The organism is Cytophagaceae bacterium (genome assembly GCA_016722655.1).
In the GTDB taxonomy this organism is placed as follows: Bacteria; Bacteroidota; Bacteroidia; order Cytophagales; family Spirosomataceae; genus Leadbetterella.
The window spans coordinates 877,714-895,985 of sequence record JADKIR010000005.1 but is presented as its reverse complement, the minus strand read 5'-3'; the positions used below and the strand labels follow the sequence as shown (position 1 = coordinate 895,985).

The window sequence follows — 18,272 nt, the reverse complement described above, 5'->3', positions numbered from 1 at the left end:
AATTACATTAAAAGTTTATTAATCATTTTGTTTAATTCAGGTACAATTTTCAAACTTAAAACGAATGTAATAAATAAAATTAGTATCAAACCTGACTTCAAAATCATTGAAATAAAATGGTTTTGAAAAAATACAATTTCTCTTCCCCAAAACCAGCCAATTAACAAAAGAGAGAAAGCAAAAACTCCAACTAAAAACTGCTTGTAACTAAACGGATGAATACCAAACTTTAGATAAACTACCAGCGTTCTTGTGAAATTATAATAAAGCATGGAAACCAAAACAGCCAATCCAGCTCCATTTAAACCATAGTTTGGGATAAGTAAATTGTTGAGAATCAGCAATAATCCTACAAAGGTTATTACCAAAATTGTATCAATTTTGTAGTATTTTGAATTAGATAAAATCAAGCCATTTATGCCATTACTCAGGTCAATCAATTTGGCAAATCCGATTAATAGTAAGGCATTTTTTCCAACTTCATACTGGGGTTTGATAAAATGAAATAAATGGTCGATACTTAAATAAACACCAGTAATTACGAGACAACCGAATGCAAATTGTGTCAGGGCTGACTTTTTGTAAATACTTTCCAGTTTTGGAATATCATTTGTGTTGATTGAATCTATTACAATCGCTGCCGAGGCCTTAACAACAGCCATATACGACATGCCCATTACGCTTCCAAACAAAGATACTGTTCCGTATATTCCTGTCATCGAAAGTCCAAGGTATCTGTAAATCAGTATTTTATCAAGGTGAGCTATGATTAAGGTAGAGATTCCCGTAAGTGTGCTTATCATTGAAAAGATATAGAATTCTCGTTTTTTGTTCCAATTTTTGAAAAATGAATCACTCTGGAAATTCCCTCCTGGTGTACTGAATACCTGAAAAACGATGAGTAAGGTGGGAATTGACAAGCCAATTGCCCAATATATTGTAAAATTATTAAAATCTGTAATTTTGAAAATTATCAGAAATAGACATAGAAATATCAAAAATCTTTGTAAAAACTGGCTTAGAAATGTGCCCCAAACAGTCTGATAGTTAGATTTCAGAAAATTATCGAATAGATTAAAAAGAACTGTAGCCAGGGAAATTGGGTAAATAAGCCAATAGTAATTTTCGAAAAGATCAGATTTTTCTCCTGCGTTTTTTACAAGTGTGCTTTTAAGTAAAAATAATGCTAAATAGCTAATAACCAGCCCAAATGCTGTAAATTTCAAGCCAAGATTTAAATAGCCTTTATGAGATTTTTCAGGGTCACGAAAGAAAGTAAAAAAACGGTTTCCGGCATTGTTAAAACCTAAACTTGCGATTTGAGCAACGATAAACATGTAGCTCATTAATAATTGCAGTACCCCGTTTTGCTCTGTACTGAGGTAATTTGGAACAAAATAAGCCTGAGTTACTGTGCCGATGAGTACTCCTAAATAGGAAAATAAAGTATTCAGAATAGTCTGTTTCCTTATAACACTCATTATTCTGGTTTTAAGATATTATTGGAAATAAGGTATTCGCAATATTGCCATTGGGCAGGTGTGTCGAGATCCACTTTATAGACCTCTTCCATTACATATTTTTTTATAGTTTTAAAATCTCTGAAAGAAGCAGCTTTTTTTAAGGCTTCTATTTTGAAAATATAAATAGAGCCATTAAAGGCATAGACTGGAGGGCAGTCCTGACGACGGGTATAATTTCCTTCGCCTTTCGAAATTTTCAAGAATCCTGATTCATTCTCTTCATATACATTGTAATAAGGATTCTGGGATTCTTCAGTCACGCTAACTACAACATTTGCCTCTTCTGATGCTTCCAGATAAGCCTCTTCAAAATGTTTTTTGACTCTAAAAGGAGAAGTGGGTTGGAGAAGCACCAGGTTTTCGAAATATTTGTTTTGATGTTCAAAAAATGCAATGGCATGATTCAAAACATCAAATGTGGAACTTTGGTCGCCTGCCAGATGCTGTGGTCGTAAGAAAGGCACTTTAAGGCCTGATTGACTGGCAATATCAATTATTTCCTGCGAGTCTGTACTTAAGCAGATTTGCTCGTCAGAAACAAAATTTCTGGCATAATCAATAGAGTACTGAATCAGAGGCTTACCATTCAGTAGTTTTATATTCTTTCCGGGAATTCCCTTGGAGCCCCACCTGGCCGGGATTACAAACAGACAGTCGGAATATTTGCTCATAAATTTATATATCTAATATCTTCCTGAGCTTTAAAATAATCTTCAATGCGGCCTATATCCAACCAATAGCCATGTATTGGTTCCGAAATAACCTTGAATCCATCAGAAAGCAGACCGTTTAGAAAATCAGTGGCGTCGTGTTTTTCATTTTTTGGAATTCTATTAAGTAAATCTGCTTTAATCAAATAGATACCAGCATTGGAGTAGTAAGTGTATTTTGGCTTTTCCTTGAAAGTGCGTATGTTTTTTCCTTCCGAAAACTCGAGCACGGCATACGGAACGTTTACATCAAATGGGGTTGAAGCAATGGCCATATCGGCCTCTTCTTCCTTGAATATCCTGTAAAATTCCTCATAATCGATGTTGGTCAATAAGTCAGAATTCAGAAGAATTATATTTTCATTTTGGAGATTCTCAATTTTGCTTAATGCCCCAATTGTTCCTAATGGTTCATCTTCAAATATATAGTGTATATTACAACCTTTGGCACTTCCATCACCAAAATATTCTACCAGTTGTTCAGCCAAATATCTTACAGAGAGGTAAATATCTGTAATTCCAAATTTGATTAGCCGGTCAATATTGTGCTCAATAATAGGCTTTTCACCAACTTTTAATAAAGGTTTTGGCGTATTCTGTGTCAAAGGCAAAAGCCGCTCACCTTTTCCCCCGGCCATTATAACCGCACTTAATGGAAGGCTGGCATTCTGGTGTTCAAGGTCAAGTATTCTTACAAAATTGCCTTCAGAATTTATTTCAGGAACAAACCTGATATTAAGTTTTTTAAGCTGAATAATTTCAGATTTACCCCAATTGTTTTCAATAAAATACCTAAAGTTTTTATTTAGAAATTTTTCAATTGAATCGTCAATTTGAAGGCCAGCCAAAAGCCCTCTTCTGATATCACCATCGGTAAGGGAGCCGATTATTCTGTTGTTTTCCAGTACAAAAAGCACCGGTGCCACTATTCCATGGCTCTCGTTGAGCAATTTAAGAGCATCTCTGCCTGTTTTGTGATTGTCGGTTACCAAGCGGTTCATTTTATATCGTAAAACTTTTTAGAGATTTCCTCAAATTTATGGTTTTTTATGATTTCAAATATTTTTGAAGCGGTATTTCCTTCGCCATAAATATTCTTAATACTTTTTATTTTATCCTGAAAAGAAGTAGATATTGCTAATTTAAGTGCATCTATGATAGCGTCTTTTTGAGCATCACAATTAATCACACTTTCGGCCGCCTCTCTGCCAGATTGTCTTTTTCCGATATTCACCGTAGGTACACCCAGACTAGGAATTTCTACTATTCCACTTGAAGAATTCCCAACCACAGCAAGTGCATTTTTGGCCGCTGATAAATATCTTAATTGACCTAAACTGGTAAAGTATTTTATTCTGGTAGGTTCTAATGCCGAATAATTTTTGATAAGTTCAATGATTTTTCTGCCATCAGAATCTGAATTTGGTAAGGTGAATAATACTTTTATTTCTGGAAATGCATTTAAAGCGTCAAAAAGCTGATTCATCTGGTTTTCGATAGATTCTGATTCCAGAGTAACAGGATGAAATGTGACAAGAAAATAATTTTCCAGCTCGTTCCAATCAATTGATTTTCTCAGATCATGGATGTCCAAAAGATTTAGGTTTTTGATATTGTCAATCCCTAAAGCCCCAACATTGAAAACCGTGGAAGGTTGTTCACCCAGCTGTAAAACCCTTTTTCTGTAAGCCTCCAAAGCAGTAAAATGCAATGCTGACATTTTTGAAATAGAATGCCGTAACGCATCATCAATTGCACCTTCGGTCACGTCACCACCAGAAATGTGTACAATCGGAATCTGCATCATAAATGCGGCGGTGGTGGCAGCAAAGGTTTCATATCGGTCGCCCAATACTATCACGATTTCCGGAGATAATCTTGTAAAAACATCAGGAAAACTCAACAAAGCTAGACCTGTAGATTTCACCATTCCTGCCTTTGTATCACTTGATAACAGTATTTCTACTTTTTCGTTGATGAAAAAGCCTTCTTTTTCAATTTCTTTGTAGGTGAGCCCAAATTCAGGCGAAAGGTGCATGCCGGTGGCCACAATCTGCAGCTCAAAAGTATCATCTTTTTGAAACAGACGCATTAGTGGGCTCAACAGACCAAATTCTGCCCGGGTGCCGGTTACGAAACAAATTTTTTTCAAATTTCTATCAGTTCGTCTTCTATAAAATCTCTTATAGCTACTTTGCCTATAATATCGTGCCATTTCATAGGAGAAATGCCATTTCCGGGTCTTTTTACAATTAGATTTTCTTCCGAGAAAACTTCCCCTTTTTTGATATCTTTGGCAGCAAGAATGCTTTTTCTGGCGATTACCATATTTTTTCTTTCCGAATCACTTACTTTTTTTAAGCCATCGCCCATTGCAAGTTCAATATTCCGGATTAAATCGACCATCAGTTTCAATTCTACAGGTTCCAAAGAAGCCTTATGGTCAGGGCCTTCCATTGTATTGTCTAATGTAAAATGCTTTTCTATGACGGTGGCCCCCAAAGCTACTGCCGCAATTGGTACTTCAATTCCTTTGGTATGATCTGAGTAACCGATTTTTACACCAAGTTTGTCTCTTAGGTCATTCATCGCCAGAAGATTAACATCTTTCATTGGAGTAGGGTACTCAGTATTACAGTGTAGAACAGTAATTTTATTTTCAGGAGTGCCTGCACTTACTAAAACCCTAATCGCATCGGCGATTTCTTCAATTACTGACATTCCTGTGGACAAAATCACCTCTTTTCCCAGCTTTCCGATTTTCTCAAGATAAGGCAAATTGGTGATCTCACCAGATGGTATTTTGAAAATCCTCTGGTTTAAATCTATCAAAACATCAATCGATTTCATATCGAATGGGGTTGACAAAAACTCAATTCCCACTTTTTCGCAATAATCCTGAAGCTTTTTGTAGGCATCGAGCGGCAAGTGTATTTTTCTTGCCATTTCCAATTGTGATTCTTTCTTTCCGGTGTTTTCTATTTGATAGTCAGCCATTTCGGCAAATTTTGACATTACCAACTCCGGCACGGCAGTCTGGAATTTTACAATATCAGCTCCGGCTTTTTTGGCTTCATCAATCAACTTAATGGCGAGGCTAAAATCACCATTATGGTTTACTCCTGCTTCAGCTATTATTAAAACTTTACTCATTTCTTTTTTGCTTTTTCCTGTACTTGTTGGTAGGTGGTTTCCCAATCAGTAAATTTATTGGCACGGTCATCAATCCACATATCACCGATAGGTTTGCCCATCATCAATTGGTGATACTTAACACCATGGGTTTGTAGCCAATGCGTGGTCATCTCAAACTCCATCCAGGTTCGGGCCGTGTAAATTATGATGGTATGACCCTCCTCAAATAGCTTATTTATCTTTTCGACTGCTCTTGGCAAAGGACTTGCCATAGACCTGCTGTAAGTTTTTTCTTCGGTACAAATAGTACCATCCATATCTATGATTAACTGCATATTTATTTAAATATCAAAGAAAAATTCACGGTTAGCTCTAACCATCAACTTATTCACTTTAAAGTCTTTTACCGCTTCAATGTCTAAATTTAAGAAATCTTTCAACACAAATAAAGGAATATTTGCTCCTGCTTCTATGGAGGCAATAACTCCGCCTCCAAATCGGGGATTAATTTCCATCACATAAATCCCTTTTTCATCTTCCAGGAATTGAATCGTAATTGGTCCGGAAAAACCTGCTTTCTTCAAAATTTCATTTGAAATCCTAATAATATCAGCATGATAAATCGTTTTGCTTTTGGTGACTTCGCCTCCGTTGGTCTCAAGTCTGATTCGTGGAATTACACTTTTAATTTCTCCGTCTTTTCCCACATAGCAATCTACAGTGTATTCTTTTCCAATAATTTTTTTCTGAATTAAATAAGAGTTGGAATCATAATATTTTTGAAAATCAATGAAATCTGATTCTGAATCAATGAAAATCAGTCCCTGCGAAGCTGAACCTTTTGCCGGTTTCGCAATTAAAGGGAATTGCTCATGCTGAAACCCCGGAACCGGAAAGTGATTTTCGATAAACCAATTGTTGGCCAGTATTTTATCAAAAAAAATATTACAGGTTTCTCCTGATGAAACGGGAATAAAGGTTTTAGGGTTTTCAGGTCTGAATTTTGAAAGTATTGTAGTTGCCGGATCCACAAATGGTAAAATAATGTCAATCTGGAAATCAGCAATGGTGCTATTTATATGAGAAAACAGTTCCGGGTCATTCCACTTTTTGCCAATAATAATTTTCCCAATTGCTGCCAAAGGAACATAAGAATCAAGTTCGTAACCCAAAACAGAGACCTCATGCCCAAGTATGTTCCCGGCATCAATAAACCTTTCAGCCAATGAAACCCTTTTGGCACCTCCAAGAAAAAGTATATTAATTTTTGCCATAAAATTCATGGATTTTTGAGATAACCTGTTCCTGATCTTCCGGCGAAAGGCTGGTAGAACAAGGGATACTAACGCAAGAGTCGTATATTAAGTGGCTAAAATCTTTTTCAGTAACATAAATATTCTCTTTAAACATAGGCAATGAATTCATCGGAACCCAAAAAGGTCGTGCCTCAATTTGGTTTTCTTTTAAAAATGCTATCAAACCATTTTTATCGTTTACTCTTACAGTGAAAAGCCAGTTATTGGGTTTACTATCAGATAGTTGTTTTTGGAAAATAATATTATTATCATCCTTGAAAGCCTCCAGATATCTTTCTGAGATTCTTTTTTTAACTTTCAAAAATTCCGGAAGTTGCTCCATTTGGGCCACCCCAATAGCAGCCAGTATGTTTACGAGTCTATAGTTGTAAGCAGTCTCATCATGATAATATTCAGTGGCAGAAGCCTTGGCCTGAGTAGTAAGATGTTTTGCTTTTTTAGCCAGGTTCTCATCGTTGGTTAATATGATTCCTCCGCCTCCGGTGGTCAAAATTTTGTTTCCGTTGAAACTCAAAGTGCCAAATTGCCCGAATGTCCCGGCGTGTTTATCATCGAAAAATGAACCCAGAGCTTCGGTAGAATCTTCAACAACTTTCAGATGAAATTCTTTTGCTATTTTTAAAACCTCCTTAATATCAACTAAATGACCCAGTATATGAACCGGCATTATGGCTCTAATTACTTCACCGGTTTCAATAATAACACATTCATTATTAATAATTTCTGTGTTTTTCTGAAGGTATTTTTTAAGAAGTTTCAAATCCATTTGCCACGTATCTTCTTCTATATCAATCAGTAAAGGCTTAGCCCCGCAATAGCTGATCGAATTTGCCGACGCCACAAAAGTGATGTTTGGGCAAATTACCCAGTCACCGGCTTGTACTCCTGACAACTGAAGTGCGATATGAAGTGCCGAAGTACCATTTGAGGTTGCGATTGCGTATTTGGCACCAGTATAGTTTTTAATTATATCTTCAAATTTGTTGACATAGCTTCCAACTGATGATACCCAACCAGTGTCAAGGCACTCTTTTACATATTGCCATTCATTGCCTGAAATATTGGGAACTGATAATGGAATCATAGGTTGTAAATGTCTGATTTGTAGTTTCTAAGATTCTCTTCTTTTGAAAACCATTCAATGGTTTGACAAAGACCTTCTTTGAGACTTATTCCCGGTTTCCAACCGGTGAGGTCCTGTAGCTTGGCGTTGCTTCCGAGCAATCTTTCTACTTCACTATTTTTAGGACGATGCCGGTTGTCATCACTCACAATTTTTGCGTCAGGATTAATCAGACTTATCAGCATTTCTGCCAGTTCCAAGACAGAGATTTCGTTTTGAGTAGCAATGTTAACTTCCTGACCTATAGTTTGTTCTGTGGCCGCGATTTCAGTAAAACCGCGAACGGTATCTTTCACAAAAACCAAATCACGAGTTGGATGTAAAGCCCCTAACTTTATTTCTTTACTTCCATGAAGCAACTGGGTAATAATGGTTGGAATGACGGCCCTTGCCGATTGTCTTGGGCCGTAAGTATTGAATGGTCTTACTATGGTTACGGGAAGATTGAAACTTCTATAAAACGAATCAGCTATGGCATCGGCTCCAATTTTCGTGGCAGAATAGGGCGATTGTCCTTGTCTGGGGTGTTTTTCATCTATTGGCACAGTGATGGCCGTTCCGTAAACCTCTGAAGTGGAGGTCACCAAAAGTCTTTCAATATTTAACTCCCGACAGGCCATAAGAACATTTAGTGTGCCCGTTACATTAGTTGAAACATAACTTTCCGGCGAATAGTAACTGTAAGGAATCGCAATCAAAGCTGCAAGATGAAAAACCACATCAACACCCTCAACAGCTTTTTTTACACCAAACGGATCCCTGATATCACCTGCAAATATTTCGATTTTATCTTTTAATTCTTTTGGAAAACTATCAATCCAGCCCCACGAATTGAACGAATTATAATATACAAAAGCTTTTACCTGGGCACCTTGCTCAATCAGATGTTCCACCAGATGGCTACCAATAAAACCGTCAGCACCTGTGACTAAAACTTTTTTATTCTTCCAAATCATTTTCAGGACAATTTAATTTTATCAAACACATCTATAAAACTCCTTTTACTGGCGTTAATTATTTTTACACCTCTGAAATCAGCATATCGTCCCAAAACCTCATAACCTTTAAAAGCTTTATGCAGGGATAAAAATTGCTTTGCCAGATAAGATTCATTTTTGTTGACAATCTTACTAATTTCGTAGGATTTATTTCCATAAAAATGGGCATCATCGGCAATAATCTCATTGTCAATATTCAATTTTATATTTTCATGCCAGGTATGGTCTGCTCCCAGCAAAAATACGCTATTATAAGTCATATTTACACATCTGAAAATTGAGGCAACCAAAACATTTTGACTTTGAGGCATACCCCAATCATTTTTGTAAATCCAAAATCTCAGAAAATCAAATCCTGAAAAAATAACGTAATTAAAATATACGGGTTTTATATTTTCGTTTTTCTCAATGTTTTTTATAAAATGCTCTGAATTTTTAAACCGGAATGGTACATGAAGATTTACCGGCCAATTGGTATCATTTACAATATGCATCAGTGCAGTATTGGCTCTTTCGTGATTTTTATTGGTAAATGCGTCATCCAATAAAATATAATTATTTGGTTTAATTTCCTGATAATAAGAGGTTGATGAAAAAAGATTTACACAAAAAATATCTTTGTTGGTAAGGAAATCCTTATGGTGTTCCAAAGAATAATTTAAAGAGGGGCCATTTCCAAGAATAACCGCATCAGAATACTTTTTTTCGGCATTTACGGTCCTAATTTTTGTCAATAAAATTAGCTTGAAGACTGAGCTAATACTTTCGAAAAAATTTGATAGGAATAAAGATATTTTGATTTTTTTATCTTTCAATTCTGAAATGTCTTAAATGAATTAGGGCTTAAAATTACCCATAAATACTCAATTTCGGAAGTTTTATGATTTTTTTAGAAATAAATTCAAAATCCGGATTATACTTAAAAATATTACTTTGAAAATAAGAATAAATTCCAAAGCTTTTCAAATTCTTTCGATGATAATAAAAATTAAGCGTTATATCTTTTAAGCTTTTTTCGATAGTCATAATTTCTCCAAACTATTTTATATATTTTTGCAAAGTTATGTTGGTTACTTTTAAAATGAAAAAATAACTAATAAGAATCTAAAATATCATATTTATATAAATGGTTAAATATAAGCATAATACCAAAACCCATAATACCCGGGCTGCAGAAAATCTTATTCCAATGTTGTTTTCAATCCTGGATAAAAAACCCAGGTCAGTAGTGGATGTGGGTTGTGGGTTAGGAACATGGTTGAAAGTATTTAATGAGCTTGGCGTTGAAAAAATATGTGGTTATGAGGGCAACCACCTTAACCGAAATTTACTTGCAATACCTGAAGATGTAGTTGTTATTCAGGATCTTGAAAAACCTATACACCCCAATGAAAAATTTGATCTGGCTATTTCGTTGGAAGTTGCAGAACATCTTAGCATTGATTCGGCTGATATTTTCGTTAAATCATTGGTTGATTTAAGCGATATCGTGCTGTTTTCTGCTGCTATTGTTGGTCAGGGAGGTCAAAATCATATCAATGAACAAGAGCCTAATTATTGGAGAAAGAAGTTTGAACAACATGGTTATGATTGTTTCGATATTTTGAGAGAAAAAATCTGGGACAATCCTTTAATCGACCATTGGTATAGTCAAAATATTCTTTTATACGCAAAGAAAGGAGTCTTACCATTCACCCCAACCAGCAATGCACCCATGTATGTGCATCCGGTGCTTTATAATCAGGTTTTGAAACAAAGAAACTGGCTGGCAAAAATCAGTGGCTACTCTATTTGGGAGAAAATCAAAAAAGCCTACAGAAAAGAGCCTTAAGATCATTTATATGAATGAAATGAATGAGGTTTCGGTTTTGATGCCTGCTTTCAATGCAGCAAAATATATTTCGTATTCGATTGACAGTGTTTTAAATCAAACATTTCAAAACTTCGAGTTGTTGGTTTATAATGATGGTTCAAGCGATGCAACCCTTTCAATTCTAGAGAATTATGCCAAATCAGATTCCAGGATAAGGATAATCGATTCAAAAATCAATCAGGGATTAACTGCCGGAAGAAATATCTTATACAATGCTGCAAAAAATAATCTTATCGTGTGGCTAGATTCTGATGATATTGCTTACCCCAATAGGATTGAAAAACAAATTTTATTTTTAAAAAACTATCCCGAATTTGCCGGAGTGAGTTGCTGGGCTCGTGTGATTGATAGAGAAAATAGCCCTTCTGGTCAGTTTTTTAAAAATTACATAAATAATGAACATTTAAAGGCCGTTTCTCTTTTTGTAAACTACTTTGTGGTTTCTGGGATGACTATGTACAAAACCGTAATTCCTGAACCTGGTTTCAATCCTGTTTTTTCCCCTGCAGAGGACTATGACATGTTTGTCAGGATAATGCAAAAAAACAAATTGGGAATACTTCATGAAGTTCTGATAGATTACCGTGTGCATAGCAATAATCTTACAGCTACTCAGTCAGATAAAATGCAAAATGCGGTTCTTGGAATACAAAAATATCAATTGGAAAGACTAGGCTTAAATATTACCCATGAACAAGCAAAATTGCATTATGATATTTCATTTAATAGCCGAATCTCTTTGAAAGTAGCGGAGGAATGGTTAAATGAAATTAAAATTGCTAATAAGGACTATAAGGAATACAATCAGCAATCTCTTGAATTTATTTTATCGCACCGATGGGTAAAAGTTTTTGAACAAAATGATCATTTTTCAGATATTTTAAAATGTGTTACTTCGGATATATTCAAATTTAATGCTCATACTTTGTTTTTAATATTGAAAAAATTGATAAAGCTTTGAAAATATTATTACTAAATACAGACGACTTTACCGGAGGAGCTGCAATTGCTTGTCGCAGGTTATTGAAGGCTTTAAATCTAAGGCAAGATACTGAAGCCTTTATGTTGGTTCAGCAAAGTAAATCAGGCCAGGAAGGTATAATTCAGCTTAATAATTCATGGTTCTCAAAGAAAATAGCATTTTTAAATTTTGTTTTAGAAAGGTTGTATTTTTTGTATTTTGAAAAAAATAAAGCGGTGAGATTTGCTTTTAATCCTGCAAAATTTGGTATAGATATTTCAAAAAATAAACATATTTCTGGAGCTGATATTATACACCTTCATTGGACAAATTTTGGTTTTTTGTCCATTGACTCCATTCAGAAATTGGTAGATACAGGAAAACCCATCGTGTGGACATTGCATGATATGTGGGCTTTTACCGGTGGTTGTCACCACTCCGGACTATGTGAAAATTATCAGCAAAGCTGCGGTAATTGCATTCAATTTTTAAAAAATCCCGGAATTGGTGACCTTTCAAACATGATTTGGGAGAAAAAGGCTAAAGTTTTTTCTGAAGCCAACATCACTATAGTTACTTGCAGTAAATGGCTGGGGAGTAGAGCAGCTAAAAGTTCACTTTTTAAAAATAAAAGAGTCCATGCCATCCCCAATCCAATAGATACCAATATCTATAGACCAATTGACCATGCGGAGGCACTCCAGGAATTTGGACTTGAGCATAACAAAAAATATATTCTTTTTGCAGCCATGCGAATTCAGGCCACAGGCAAAGGGTTTAGTTATTTTTTGGAGGCTTTAAACCTTTTAAAGTCAATGGTTAAAGAGCATGAAGAAATCGAAGTATTACTTTTTGGCCAGGCAAATACCTCAGATTTTGATTTGCTTCCTTTTAAAGTGCACAATCTTGGAAGAATCTCAAATCAGGAGACTATCGTAAAAGCTTATAATTCGGCTTCTGTTTTTGTGATTCCTTCATTGGAGGAAAATTTACCCAATACCATAATGGAATCTTTAGCCTGTGGCACCCCTGCTGTTGGTTTTGAAGTAGGAGGGATACCCGAAATGATTGACCATATGTCGAATGGCTATTTGGCTAAGTACAAATCAACAGAAGACCTTGCCAAAGGTATGTATTGGGTATTATATGAAGCCAATCAAAAAGAAATTTCTGAAAAGGCCATAAATAAAGTAATGAATACCTATAGCGAAAAAGTAGTAGCCCAATGCTATAGTGAGGTATATCAAAGTTTGATTTAAGAGTCTTCGGTTTTCCGAAGACTCTTAAATATTGCTGCAACAAATAGTAATATCAATGCTATTGAAGACCCGAGATCAATATATTTTCCTTTTTCCACACTTTCCGGTTTAAATTCAAACACTATTTCATGTTTTCCGGCGGGGATTTCCATTCCACGCAAAACATAGTTTACATTTTGGTGATTGGCAGGTTTTCCATCAATACTTGAAATCCAATCTATGTTTCCACGGTAGAATATTTCGGAGAAAACTGCAAATTGGGGTGCTGCTGCATTTGCCTCATAAACCAATTTATTGGGTGCATAAGATTTCAAAACTATACTATTGGTAGCTGAGGTGGTATATGTCTTCCCACTTAGACTTTGATTTTTATCTACTACAGCTCTGGTTTTCGGCTGGAAGGTTCCCAAGGCAGCCATCACTTCATCGGCATTATTTACTACCTGAAGGGTATCAACAAACCATACGTTGCCCAGTGCATCAGGGTTACGCTGAACCATAGGTGCATTATTTTGACCGGGAGCCACAAAATACCTTGTATTGAGCATATTCAATACTTTGAAATTCAATTTGCCATCTTTCACCATTTGGTATTCGTACAATTCCTGTATTTTTTTCAATTTGGCTCCATGATACCCACCGATAGATTTATGAAAATATGAATCGCGGGCATCAGACCAAAAAGAAGTGGTGAGGTTTATCATCCTGAAATTGGGGTCGGTATCTTTCAGGATTTCCAGATCTGCTGCTGTGGGTTCAATGACTACCGCCGCGGCTTGTGATTTGGAAACAAAATCCTGATTGTTAAAGTATCTTTTTCCTACACTAAAGAGATCAAAAACTATCAAAATAGTCGCTACAAGTCCAAAAACCTGAGCTTTGATTTTGTTTTTGGTATAAAAATATATCAGTCCGGCAAGTAATGCCATCAGTACAATTCCTCTGATAATATCTGAAAATACCATTCCTGAGCGATCAGACTGTATGGAAGCCATCACTTTTCCTGCAAAATCAGGCCCGAGAGATTGACTCAGGGATTGTTTAAAATTGTCATCATTTGCACCTGAATAATTTAAAGAAAAATATCCAATCAGCACCAAACCCAGTATAATTCCTGCCGAATAGAGGAGAGGCTTTTTTAAGGTTGAAAATTCAAACTTATCATTAATAAGCTGATTAAGTGTACTTGCCGCTCCCAAAACCAGAATAAAATGCACAATTACCAGGGTTTGGGTCACTGCTCTAAACTTGTTGTAACCAGGTAAATATTGAAATATGAAATCATTAAAAGCGGAAAAATGATAACCCCAGGCAAGCATTATGAAAAATGTAACCAGACCTAACCAAACCCATTTTAAGTTGTTTTTTGAAATAAATAAACCTAAAATGAATAGTAAAACAATGAGAATACCTGAATAGGCAGGGCCTGAGGTGCCAGACTGTTCACCAAAATACAAAGGTAATTGCTGTACAAATTGCTCAGCCATGTTGGCATCTACTCCTCCAGCTGTTAAGGTTTGGAAAGTCTCGCTACTTTTTGGCAATGCACCCATTGAACCTCCGCCCATCATGTTGGGAACCACCAGGGTTAAAGTTTCATCAATGCCATAACTCCAGCCAAATGCATAATCTTTGTCCAAACCGGATTTTCCGGCAGTAGTTTTAGACAAATCTGATGATCCACGGGTTGACTCTTTGGAATAGGTCAGGTTGTTCCAAAGTCTTTCAGCATTGGTACCAACTCCGATTGCGGCACTTCCAAGAAGACATAAAATAACAATAAGGGCATGTTTTATTTCACCATTCAATATGAGTTTGATTCCTTCATAAAGGCTATAAACCAACAAGATAATGAAAAAATAGTAGGTGATTTGTAAATGGTTTCCATATAATTCCAGTGCCAGAAAAAAAGAAGTGACAAAAGAACCTAATAAATATTTTCCCCTAAATAATAAAACAAAACCCGCCAAAAGTGCAGGAGCATAGGCCAGAGCAATGATTTTTGAAATATGGCCTGCCTCTGTATATAAAAGGTTGTAAGTGCCTAATGCATAAGCTATTGAGGCGAGAATTGCAACCCAAATATTTTTTTTAAGCGTAATCATTAAAATGAAAAATCCGGCCATCATCAAGAAAATGACATTGACAGGGGTAGGAAGTAGTTGACCTAAAAATGCACCAATGTGTCCTGCTACATTATATGGGTACCCCCCCGCAATGAGGAAGCCTGGCATACCTCCAAAGGTGCTGTTGGTCCACCAGGCCCATTCGCCGGTTTTGGTATGATAGTCAACTATTTCCTGTGCCATTCCGGTAGCCTGATTATTATCATGCATGGAGAGAGTTTTTCCACTTAATACAGGACTGAAATAGATAAAGGTTACAATTAGGAACACCAAAAGGCCTATCAGGTAAGGCACAAGATTTTTAAATTGGAAAGTGCTTTTCATTAAATATTTTTATTTCTTCTTATTATTCTAAAAATATGCCAAAGATAAGAAATCTAAGATAGATTGCCGTTGAAATTGACGGATTGTTGAAATTCATGTCAATTTTTGTTTGTTTTTGAGGTATTTTTGTTGAAATAAATGGATTAAATGGCACTCGTATCAATCATAACAATCACCTATAACGCCGAAAAATTCCTGGAAAGGACGGTTTTAAGTGTTAAAAATCAAACATCAGATGACTATGAATATCTTTTGATTGATGGAGGATCTAAAGATGGCACAATTGAAATTGCAAAAAAGTATGAGGATGTTTTTGATTTGATTGTTTCTGAAAAAGATAAGGGCCTTTATGATGCCATGAACAAGGGTTTGAAACTTGCCAAAGGTGAATATGTGTGGTTTATGAATGCAGGAGATGAAATTGCCGAAAACCTGGCAATTGAAAAAATTCAGAAAATTGGCGATGCAGATGTGATATTTTCAGATACATTGATGGTTGATGAAATAGGGAAGGTTTTAGGACTTAGAACCGAAATAACACCCCATAAAATTCCCGAAAATTTAACCTGGAAAGGATATAAAACTGGCATGTTGGTTTGTCATCAATCTTTTATAGTGAAAAGAAAAATAGCCCCACAATACATCGAAAAAAACCTGAGTGCAGATATTGACTGGGAATTGAAATGTCTGAAAAATGCTAAAGTAATCAAAGCCTATCCAGGTATTTTGGCGAAATATCTGGAAGGTGGTACTTCCCATAAACAGATATTCAAGTCTTGGAAAGATAGATTTTGGGTCTTAAACGCTCATTTTGGATTTTTCCAAAATATCATAAACCATCTTCATATCATATTCAGGGCTGATTGGAAAAATACTTTCAGAGTGTTAAAGTATATCAAAAACTGATTTTACCTGAATTTTTCTTGTAGTGGTAAAGCCTTCTCCATGGGTTGCACCAATTTTATGCCCCATTTCTCTTGATCGTGACTCGATAAAATCCAAAAAATCTGATGATGAGATATAGCTGGCAGGTTCAGGACTATTTGGGTCGAAAAACTGACTTTTAAATGCTTTTATAGATTCTAGTTTTTGCTCCCAAAAATCAGTTACATCTATTGCAAAATCCGGGTCGATATATCTGTCCTGTATGTAATGAAAAACATTTTTGGGTCTCCACGCTGCTTGAAGGTTATTATTCTCATCAAAGGTCTCAATTCTTCTTAATCCACTATAAAAACAAGCTTCATAAGCTAGTTGAGCTGCTCTTCCGTGGTCAGGATGTCTGTCCTCAATGGCATTGGCCAAAACGATTTCAGGCTGATATTTCCTTAAAACTCTTATAATTTTTAGTTGATGTTCTTCATCATTTATAAAGAAACCATCCCTTATACCAAGATTTTCTCTGACATTTAGTCCTAAAATTTTAGCTGATTCTTCACTTTCTTTTAGCCTTATTTCGGCTGTTCCTCTGGTGCCCAATTCACCGGCTGTAAAATCTAAAATTCCGACTTTTTTACCCTCGGATATTAATTTTATGATTGTTCCTGAGCAGGCCAATTCGGCATCGTCAGGGTGTACGGCCATTACCAATACGTCTAGTTTCATATTATAAGGTATTGATTTATAGTGGTTTATTTTACCCTGATTTTCAAACCGGAATATAATTTTCTATAAGAACTTATTTTATTAAGGCGAGCCAATTCTCCAACTGTAGTGTGATATTTTCTGGCAATTTCGGTTAGATTATCACCAGGTTTTACCCGATACCATATTTTTTTCTCCACTTTTACAGGTACTTCTTCCTCTTCATCATCCGCAATATCTTCGGTTTCATCAATATTTGGGTCAATTGAGCCAGCACTTTCAGGATTTCCAATGATAGCATTTGTTGCTCTCGACCTTCCGCCTCTTAAATAATCAAAAACCTTGGGCGACAAAACAAACTCCTGACCACGGATTTGCATTGGATTCGTACTAAAATTATAAATATTTTCAGGGTCAAACTGATTGCCTTCGTACCGGGTTTCAAAATGTAAATGTGATCCAGAGCTCCTTCCTGTATTACCTCCGCGGGCTATTTCTTCACCTGCTTTGACAAGGGTATTAGCTTCAAAATTTATTCTCGATAAATGCCCGTATAGGGTTTCCAGTCCATTATAGTGTCTTAATATCAAGGTTCTACCATATCCGGAATGAACCCCTGCAATCCTGATAATTCCATCAAAAGGAGCATAAACCTTATCACCGGTTTCTAGATCCAGGTCGGTTCCTTTGTGCCAGCGTCGGCTTCGCCAACCAAAATGCGAGGTGAGTTTACTTTCGTCAAGCATTGGGGCCCAATTTCTGCCTTCGGTCGGATCATATAATTTTATTGGCACAATTTCATCAAATTCTTTTGGATCAAGTCCATAGGGATCGAGGCTTCGTGTGTCCCAAACTGAAAAGTAAGAAGCCACCCGCACCATACTATCAGCCCCCTGAAATTGAGCATATTCTTCTATTTCCACAGTCATCAATTCGCCTTCATCTATTGTGGAGGTATCTTCATGGACAATAGGATTTATTTCACGTAAAGGTTCAATTTTTATTCCATCAAGGCTTTCTTTAGTGCCGGGTGCGGTTTGAGCTTTGTTTGAATTCGAATTTTCATATTGATTAGTAAACCTCAGTTTGGGCTCATCTTCAAAAATAAAATCAAATTCCTCTTCTTTTTTTGGCTTGGTTTCCTGGGATTGAGTGTTTTGTTTTTTATTTGGAATTTTTGGAGCATTCAGGATTTTTCCTTTTTCTTTTTGGGCCAAAGAGCTAAAAGCTGAAAAAATAAAAATACTAAAAATATATATACTTAACCTCATGAGTTTTTATTTTTATAACTACCTATTCACCTATTTATTTTATAAAAAATTGGAATAAATAAAATTTTA

At 35.9% G+C, this 18,272-nt stretch carries 17 protein-coding genes; 4 read left to right on the top strand and 13 right to left on the bottom strand.

From position 1 onward, the window contains the following. Positions 1 to 2: 2 nt before the first annotated feature. From IPP61_19740 to IPP61_19695, 10 genes are read right to left on the bottom strand one after another with little or no spacing between them, the layout of a single operon-like run. The gene (locus tag IPP61_19740; protein MBL0327360.1) at positions 3 to 1,481 is read right to left on the bottom strand and encodes a hypothetical protein; all 1,479 of its coding nucleotides are present in this window, start codon (positions 1,479 to 1,481) and stop codon (positions 3 to 5) included. Beyond that, on the bottom strand, positions 1,481 to 2,194 hold the full coding sequence (locus IPP61_19735) for an acylneuraminate cytidylyltransferase family protein (protein MBL0327359.1): 714 nt from the start codon (positions 2,192 to 2,194) through the stop codon (positions 1,481 to 1,483). Before IPP61_19735 ends, IPP61_19740 begins: the two co-directional genes overlap by 1 nt. Next, positions 2,191 to 3,234, bottom strand: a complete 1,044-nt coding sequence (locus IPP61_19730; GenBank protein MBL0327358.1) for a nucleotidyltransferase family protein — start codon at positions 3,232 to 3,234, stop codon at positions 2,191 to 2,193. Before IPP61_19730 ends, IPP61_19735 begins: the two co-directional genes overlap by 4 nt. Beyond that, on the bottom strand, positions 3,231 to 4,448 hold the full coding sequence (gene neuC / locus IPP61_19725) for a UDP-N-acetylglucosamine 2-epimerase (hydrolyzing) (protein ID MBL0327357.1): 1,218 nt from the start codon (positions 4,446 to 4,448) through the stop codon (positions 3,231 to 3,233). The genes IPP61_19730 and neuC overlap by 4 nt, the downstream gene beginning before the upstream one ends. Then, positions 4,382 to 5,386, bottom strand: coding sequence for an N-acetylneuraminate synthase (gene neuB / locus IPP61_19720; protein ID MBL0327356.1), 1,005 nt, complete (start codon positions 5,384 to 5,386; stop codon positions 4,382 to 4,384). Before neuB ends, neuC begins: the two co-directional genes overlap by 67 nt. Beyond that, complete coding sequence (locus IPP61_19715; GenBank protein MBL0327355.1) at positions 5,383 to 5,703, bottom strand: HAD hydrolase family protein; 321 nt, start codon at positions 5,701 to 5,703, stop codon at positions 5,383 to 5,385. Before IPP61_19715 ends, neuB begins: the two co-directional genes overlap by 4 nt. A gap of 6 nt (positions 5,704 to 5,709) precedes the next feature. After that, positions 5,710 to 6,642, bottom strand: a complete 933-nt coding sequence (locus tag IPP61_19710; protein ID MBL0327354.1) for an ATP-grasp domain-containing protein — start codon at positions 6,640 to 6,642, stop codon at positions 5,710 to 5,712. Next, positions 6,629 to 7,768 (bottom strand): LegC family aminotransferase, encoded by a 1,140-nt coding sequence (locus IPP61_19705; GenBank protein ID MBL0327353.1) that lies wholly within the window; start codon positions 7,766 to 7,768, stop codon positions 6,629 to 6,631. The genes IPP61_19710 and IPP61_19705 overlap by 14 nt, the downstream gene beginning before the upstream one ends. Further along, a complete protein-coding gene (locus tag IPP61_19700) occupies positions 7,765 to 8,763 on the bottom strand; it encodes an SDR family NAD(P)-dependent oxidoreductase (protein ID MBL0327352.1) in 999 nt (332 codons plus the stop codon). Before IPP61_19700 ends, IPP61_19705 begins: the two co-directional genes overlap by 4 nt. Before the next feature lie 2 nt (positions 8,764 to 8,765). Continuing rightward, positions 8,766 to 9,539: a hypothetical protein gene (locus IPP61_19695; GenBank protein ID MBL0327351.1), complete on the bottom strand. Its 774-nt coding sequence runs from the start codon at positions 9,537 to 9,539 to the stop codon at positions 8,766 to 8,768. A gap of 392 nt (positions 9,540 to 9,931) precedes the next feature. Here IPP61_19695 and IPP61_19690 point away from each other — a divergent pair, with 392 nt between their 5' ends. Genes IPP61_19690 through IPP61_19680 form a run of 3 tightly spaced genes read left to right on the top strand, consistent with a single transcriptional unit; the run spans position 9,932 to position 12,898 of the window. Then, positions 9,932 to 10,636: a methyltransferase domain-containing protein gene (locus tag IPP61_19690; protein MBL0327350.1), complete on the top strand. Its 705-nt coding sequence runs from the start codon at positions 9,932 to 9,934 to the stop codon at positions 10,634 to 10,636. Then, positions 10,584 to 11,639, top strand: a complete 1,056-nt coding sequence (locus IPP61_19685) for a glycosyltransferase family 2 protein (GenBank protein MBL0327349.1) — start codon at positions 10,584 to 10,586, stop codon at positions 11,637 to 11,639. The genes IPP61_19690 and IPP61_19685 overlap by 53 nt, the downstream gene beginning before the upstream one ends. Further along, positions 11,636 to 12,898 (top strand): glycosyltransferase family 4 protein, encoded by a 1,263-nt coding sequence (locus tag IPP61_19680; GenBank protein MBL0327348.1) that lies wholly within the window; start codon positions 11,636 to 11,638, stop codon positions 12,896 to 12,898. Before IPP61_19685 ends, IPP61_19680 begins: the two co-directional genes overlap by 4 nt. Here IPP61_19680 and IPP61_19675 read toward each other — a convergent pair. Beyond that, positions 12,895 to 15,348, bottom strand: a complete 2,454-nt coding sequence (locus IPP61_19675; GenBank protein ID MBL0327347.1) for a hypothetical protein — start codon at positions 15,346 to 15,348, stop codon at positions 12,895 to 12,897. The genes IPP61_19680 and IPP61_19675 overlap by 4 nt on opposite strands. Positions 15,349 to 15,495: 147 nt before the next feature. On the opposite strand from IPP61_19675, the gene IPP61_19670 reads away from it, so the two are divergent. Further along, complete coding sequence (locus IPP61_19670) at positions 15,496 to 16,254, top strand: glycosyltransferase (GenBank protein MBL0327346.1); 759 nt, start codon at positions 15,496 to 15,498, stop codon at positions 16,252 to 16,254. On the opposite strand, the gene bshB1 is transcribed toward IPP61_19670, so the two are convergent. Both bshB1 and IPP61_19660 read right to left on the bottom strand, forming a co-directional pair. Further along, positions 16,234 to 16,953 (bottom strand): bacillithiol biosynthesis deacetylase BshB1, encoded by a 720-nt coding sequence (bshB1, locus tag IPP61_19665; protein MBL0327345.1) that lies wholly within the window; start codon positions 16,951 to 16,953, stop codon positions 16,234 to 16,236. The genes IPP61_19670 and bshB1 overlap by 21 nt on opposite strands. A 26-nt stretch (positions 16,954 to 16,979) precedes the next feature. Further along, on the bottom strand, positions 16,980 to 18,203 hold the full coding sequence (locus tag IPP61_19660; GenBank protein MBL0327344.1) for a peptidoglycan DD-metalloendopeptidase family protein: 1,224 nt from the start codon (positions 18,201 to 18,203) through the stop codon (positions 16,980 to 16,982). Positions 18,204 to 18,272: the final 69 nt, after the last annotated feature.

What these genes read in the sequence shown, in the direction of transcription:
- IPP61_19670 (MBL0327346.1), top strand. Translation starts at nt 15,496, where the DNA reads ATGGCACTCGTATCAATCATAACAATCACCTATAACGCCGAAAAATTC.
- bshB1 (MBL0327345.1), bottom strand. Translation starts at nt 16,953, where the DNA reads ATGAAACTAGACGTATTGGTAATGGCCGTACACCCTGACGATGCCGAA.
- IPP61_19675 (MBL0327347.1), bottom strand. Translation starts at nt 15,348, where the DNA reads ATGAAAAGCACTTTCCAATTTAAAAATCTTGTGCCTTACCTGATAGGC.
- neuC (MBL0327357.1), bottom strand. Translation starts at nt 4,448, where the DNA reads ATGGCACGATATTATAGGCAAAGTAGCTATAAGAGATTTTATAGAAGA.
- IPP61_19700 (MBL0327352.1), bottom strand. Translation starts at nt 8,763, where the DNA reads ATGATTTGGAAGAATAAAAAAGTTTTAGTCACAGGTGCTGACGGTTTT.
- IPP61_19715 (MBL0327355.1), bottom strand. Translation starts at nt 5,703, where the DNA reads ATGCAGTTAATCATAGATATGGATGGTACTATTTGTACCGAAGAAAAA.
- IPP61_19690 (MBL0327350.1), top strand. Translation starts at nt 9,932, where the DNA reads ATGGTTAAATATAAGCATAATACCAAAACCCATAATACCCGGGCTGCA.
- IPP61_19705 (MBL0327353.1), bottom strand. Translation starts at nt 7,768, where the DNA reads ATGATTCCATTATCAGTTCCCAATATTTCAGGCAATGAATGGCAATAT.
- IPP61_19740 (MBL0327360.1), bottom strand. Translation starts at nt 1,481, where the DNA reads ATGAGTGTTATAAGGAAACAGACTATTCTGAATACTTTATTTTCCTAT.
- IPP61_19735 (MBL0327359.1), bottom strand. Translation starts at nt 2,194, where the DNA reads ATGAGCAAATATTCCGACTGTCTGTTTGTAATCCCGGCCAGGTGGGGC.
- neuB (MBL0327356.1), bottom strand. Translation starts at nt 5,386, where the DNA reads ATGAGTAAAGTTTTAATAATAGCTGAAGCAGGAGTAAACCATAATGGT.
- IPP61_19660 (MBL0327344.1), bottom strand. Translation starts at nt 18,203, where the DNA reads ATGAGGTTAAGTATATATATTTTTAGTATTTTTATTTTTTCAGCTTTT.
- IPP61_19710 (MBL0327354.1), bottom strand. Translation starts at nt 6,642, where the DNA reads ATGGCAAAAATTAATATACTTTTTCTTGGAGGTGCCAAAAGGGTTTCA.
- IPP61_19730 (MBL0327358.1), bottom strand. Translation starts at nt 3,234, where the DNA reads ATGAACCGCTTGGTAACCGACAATCACAAAACAGGCAGAGATGCTCTT.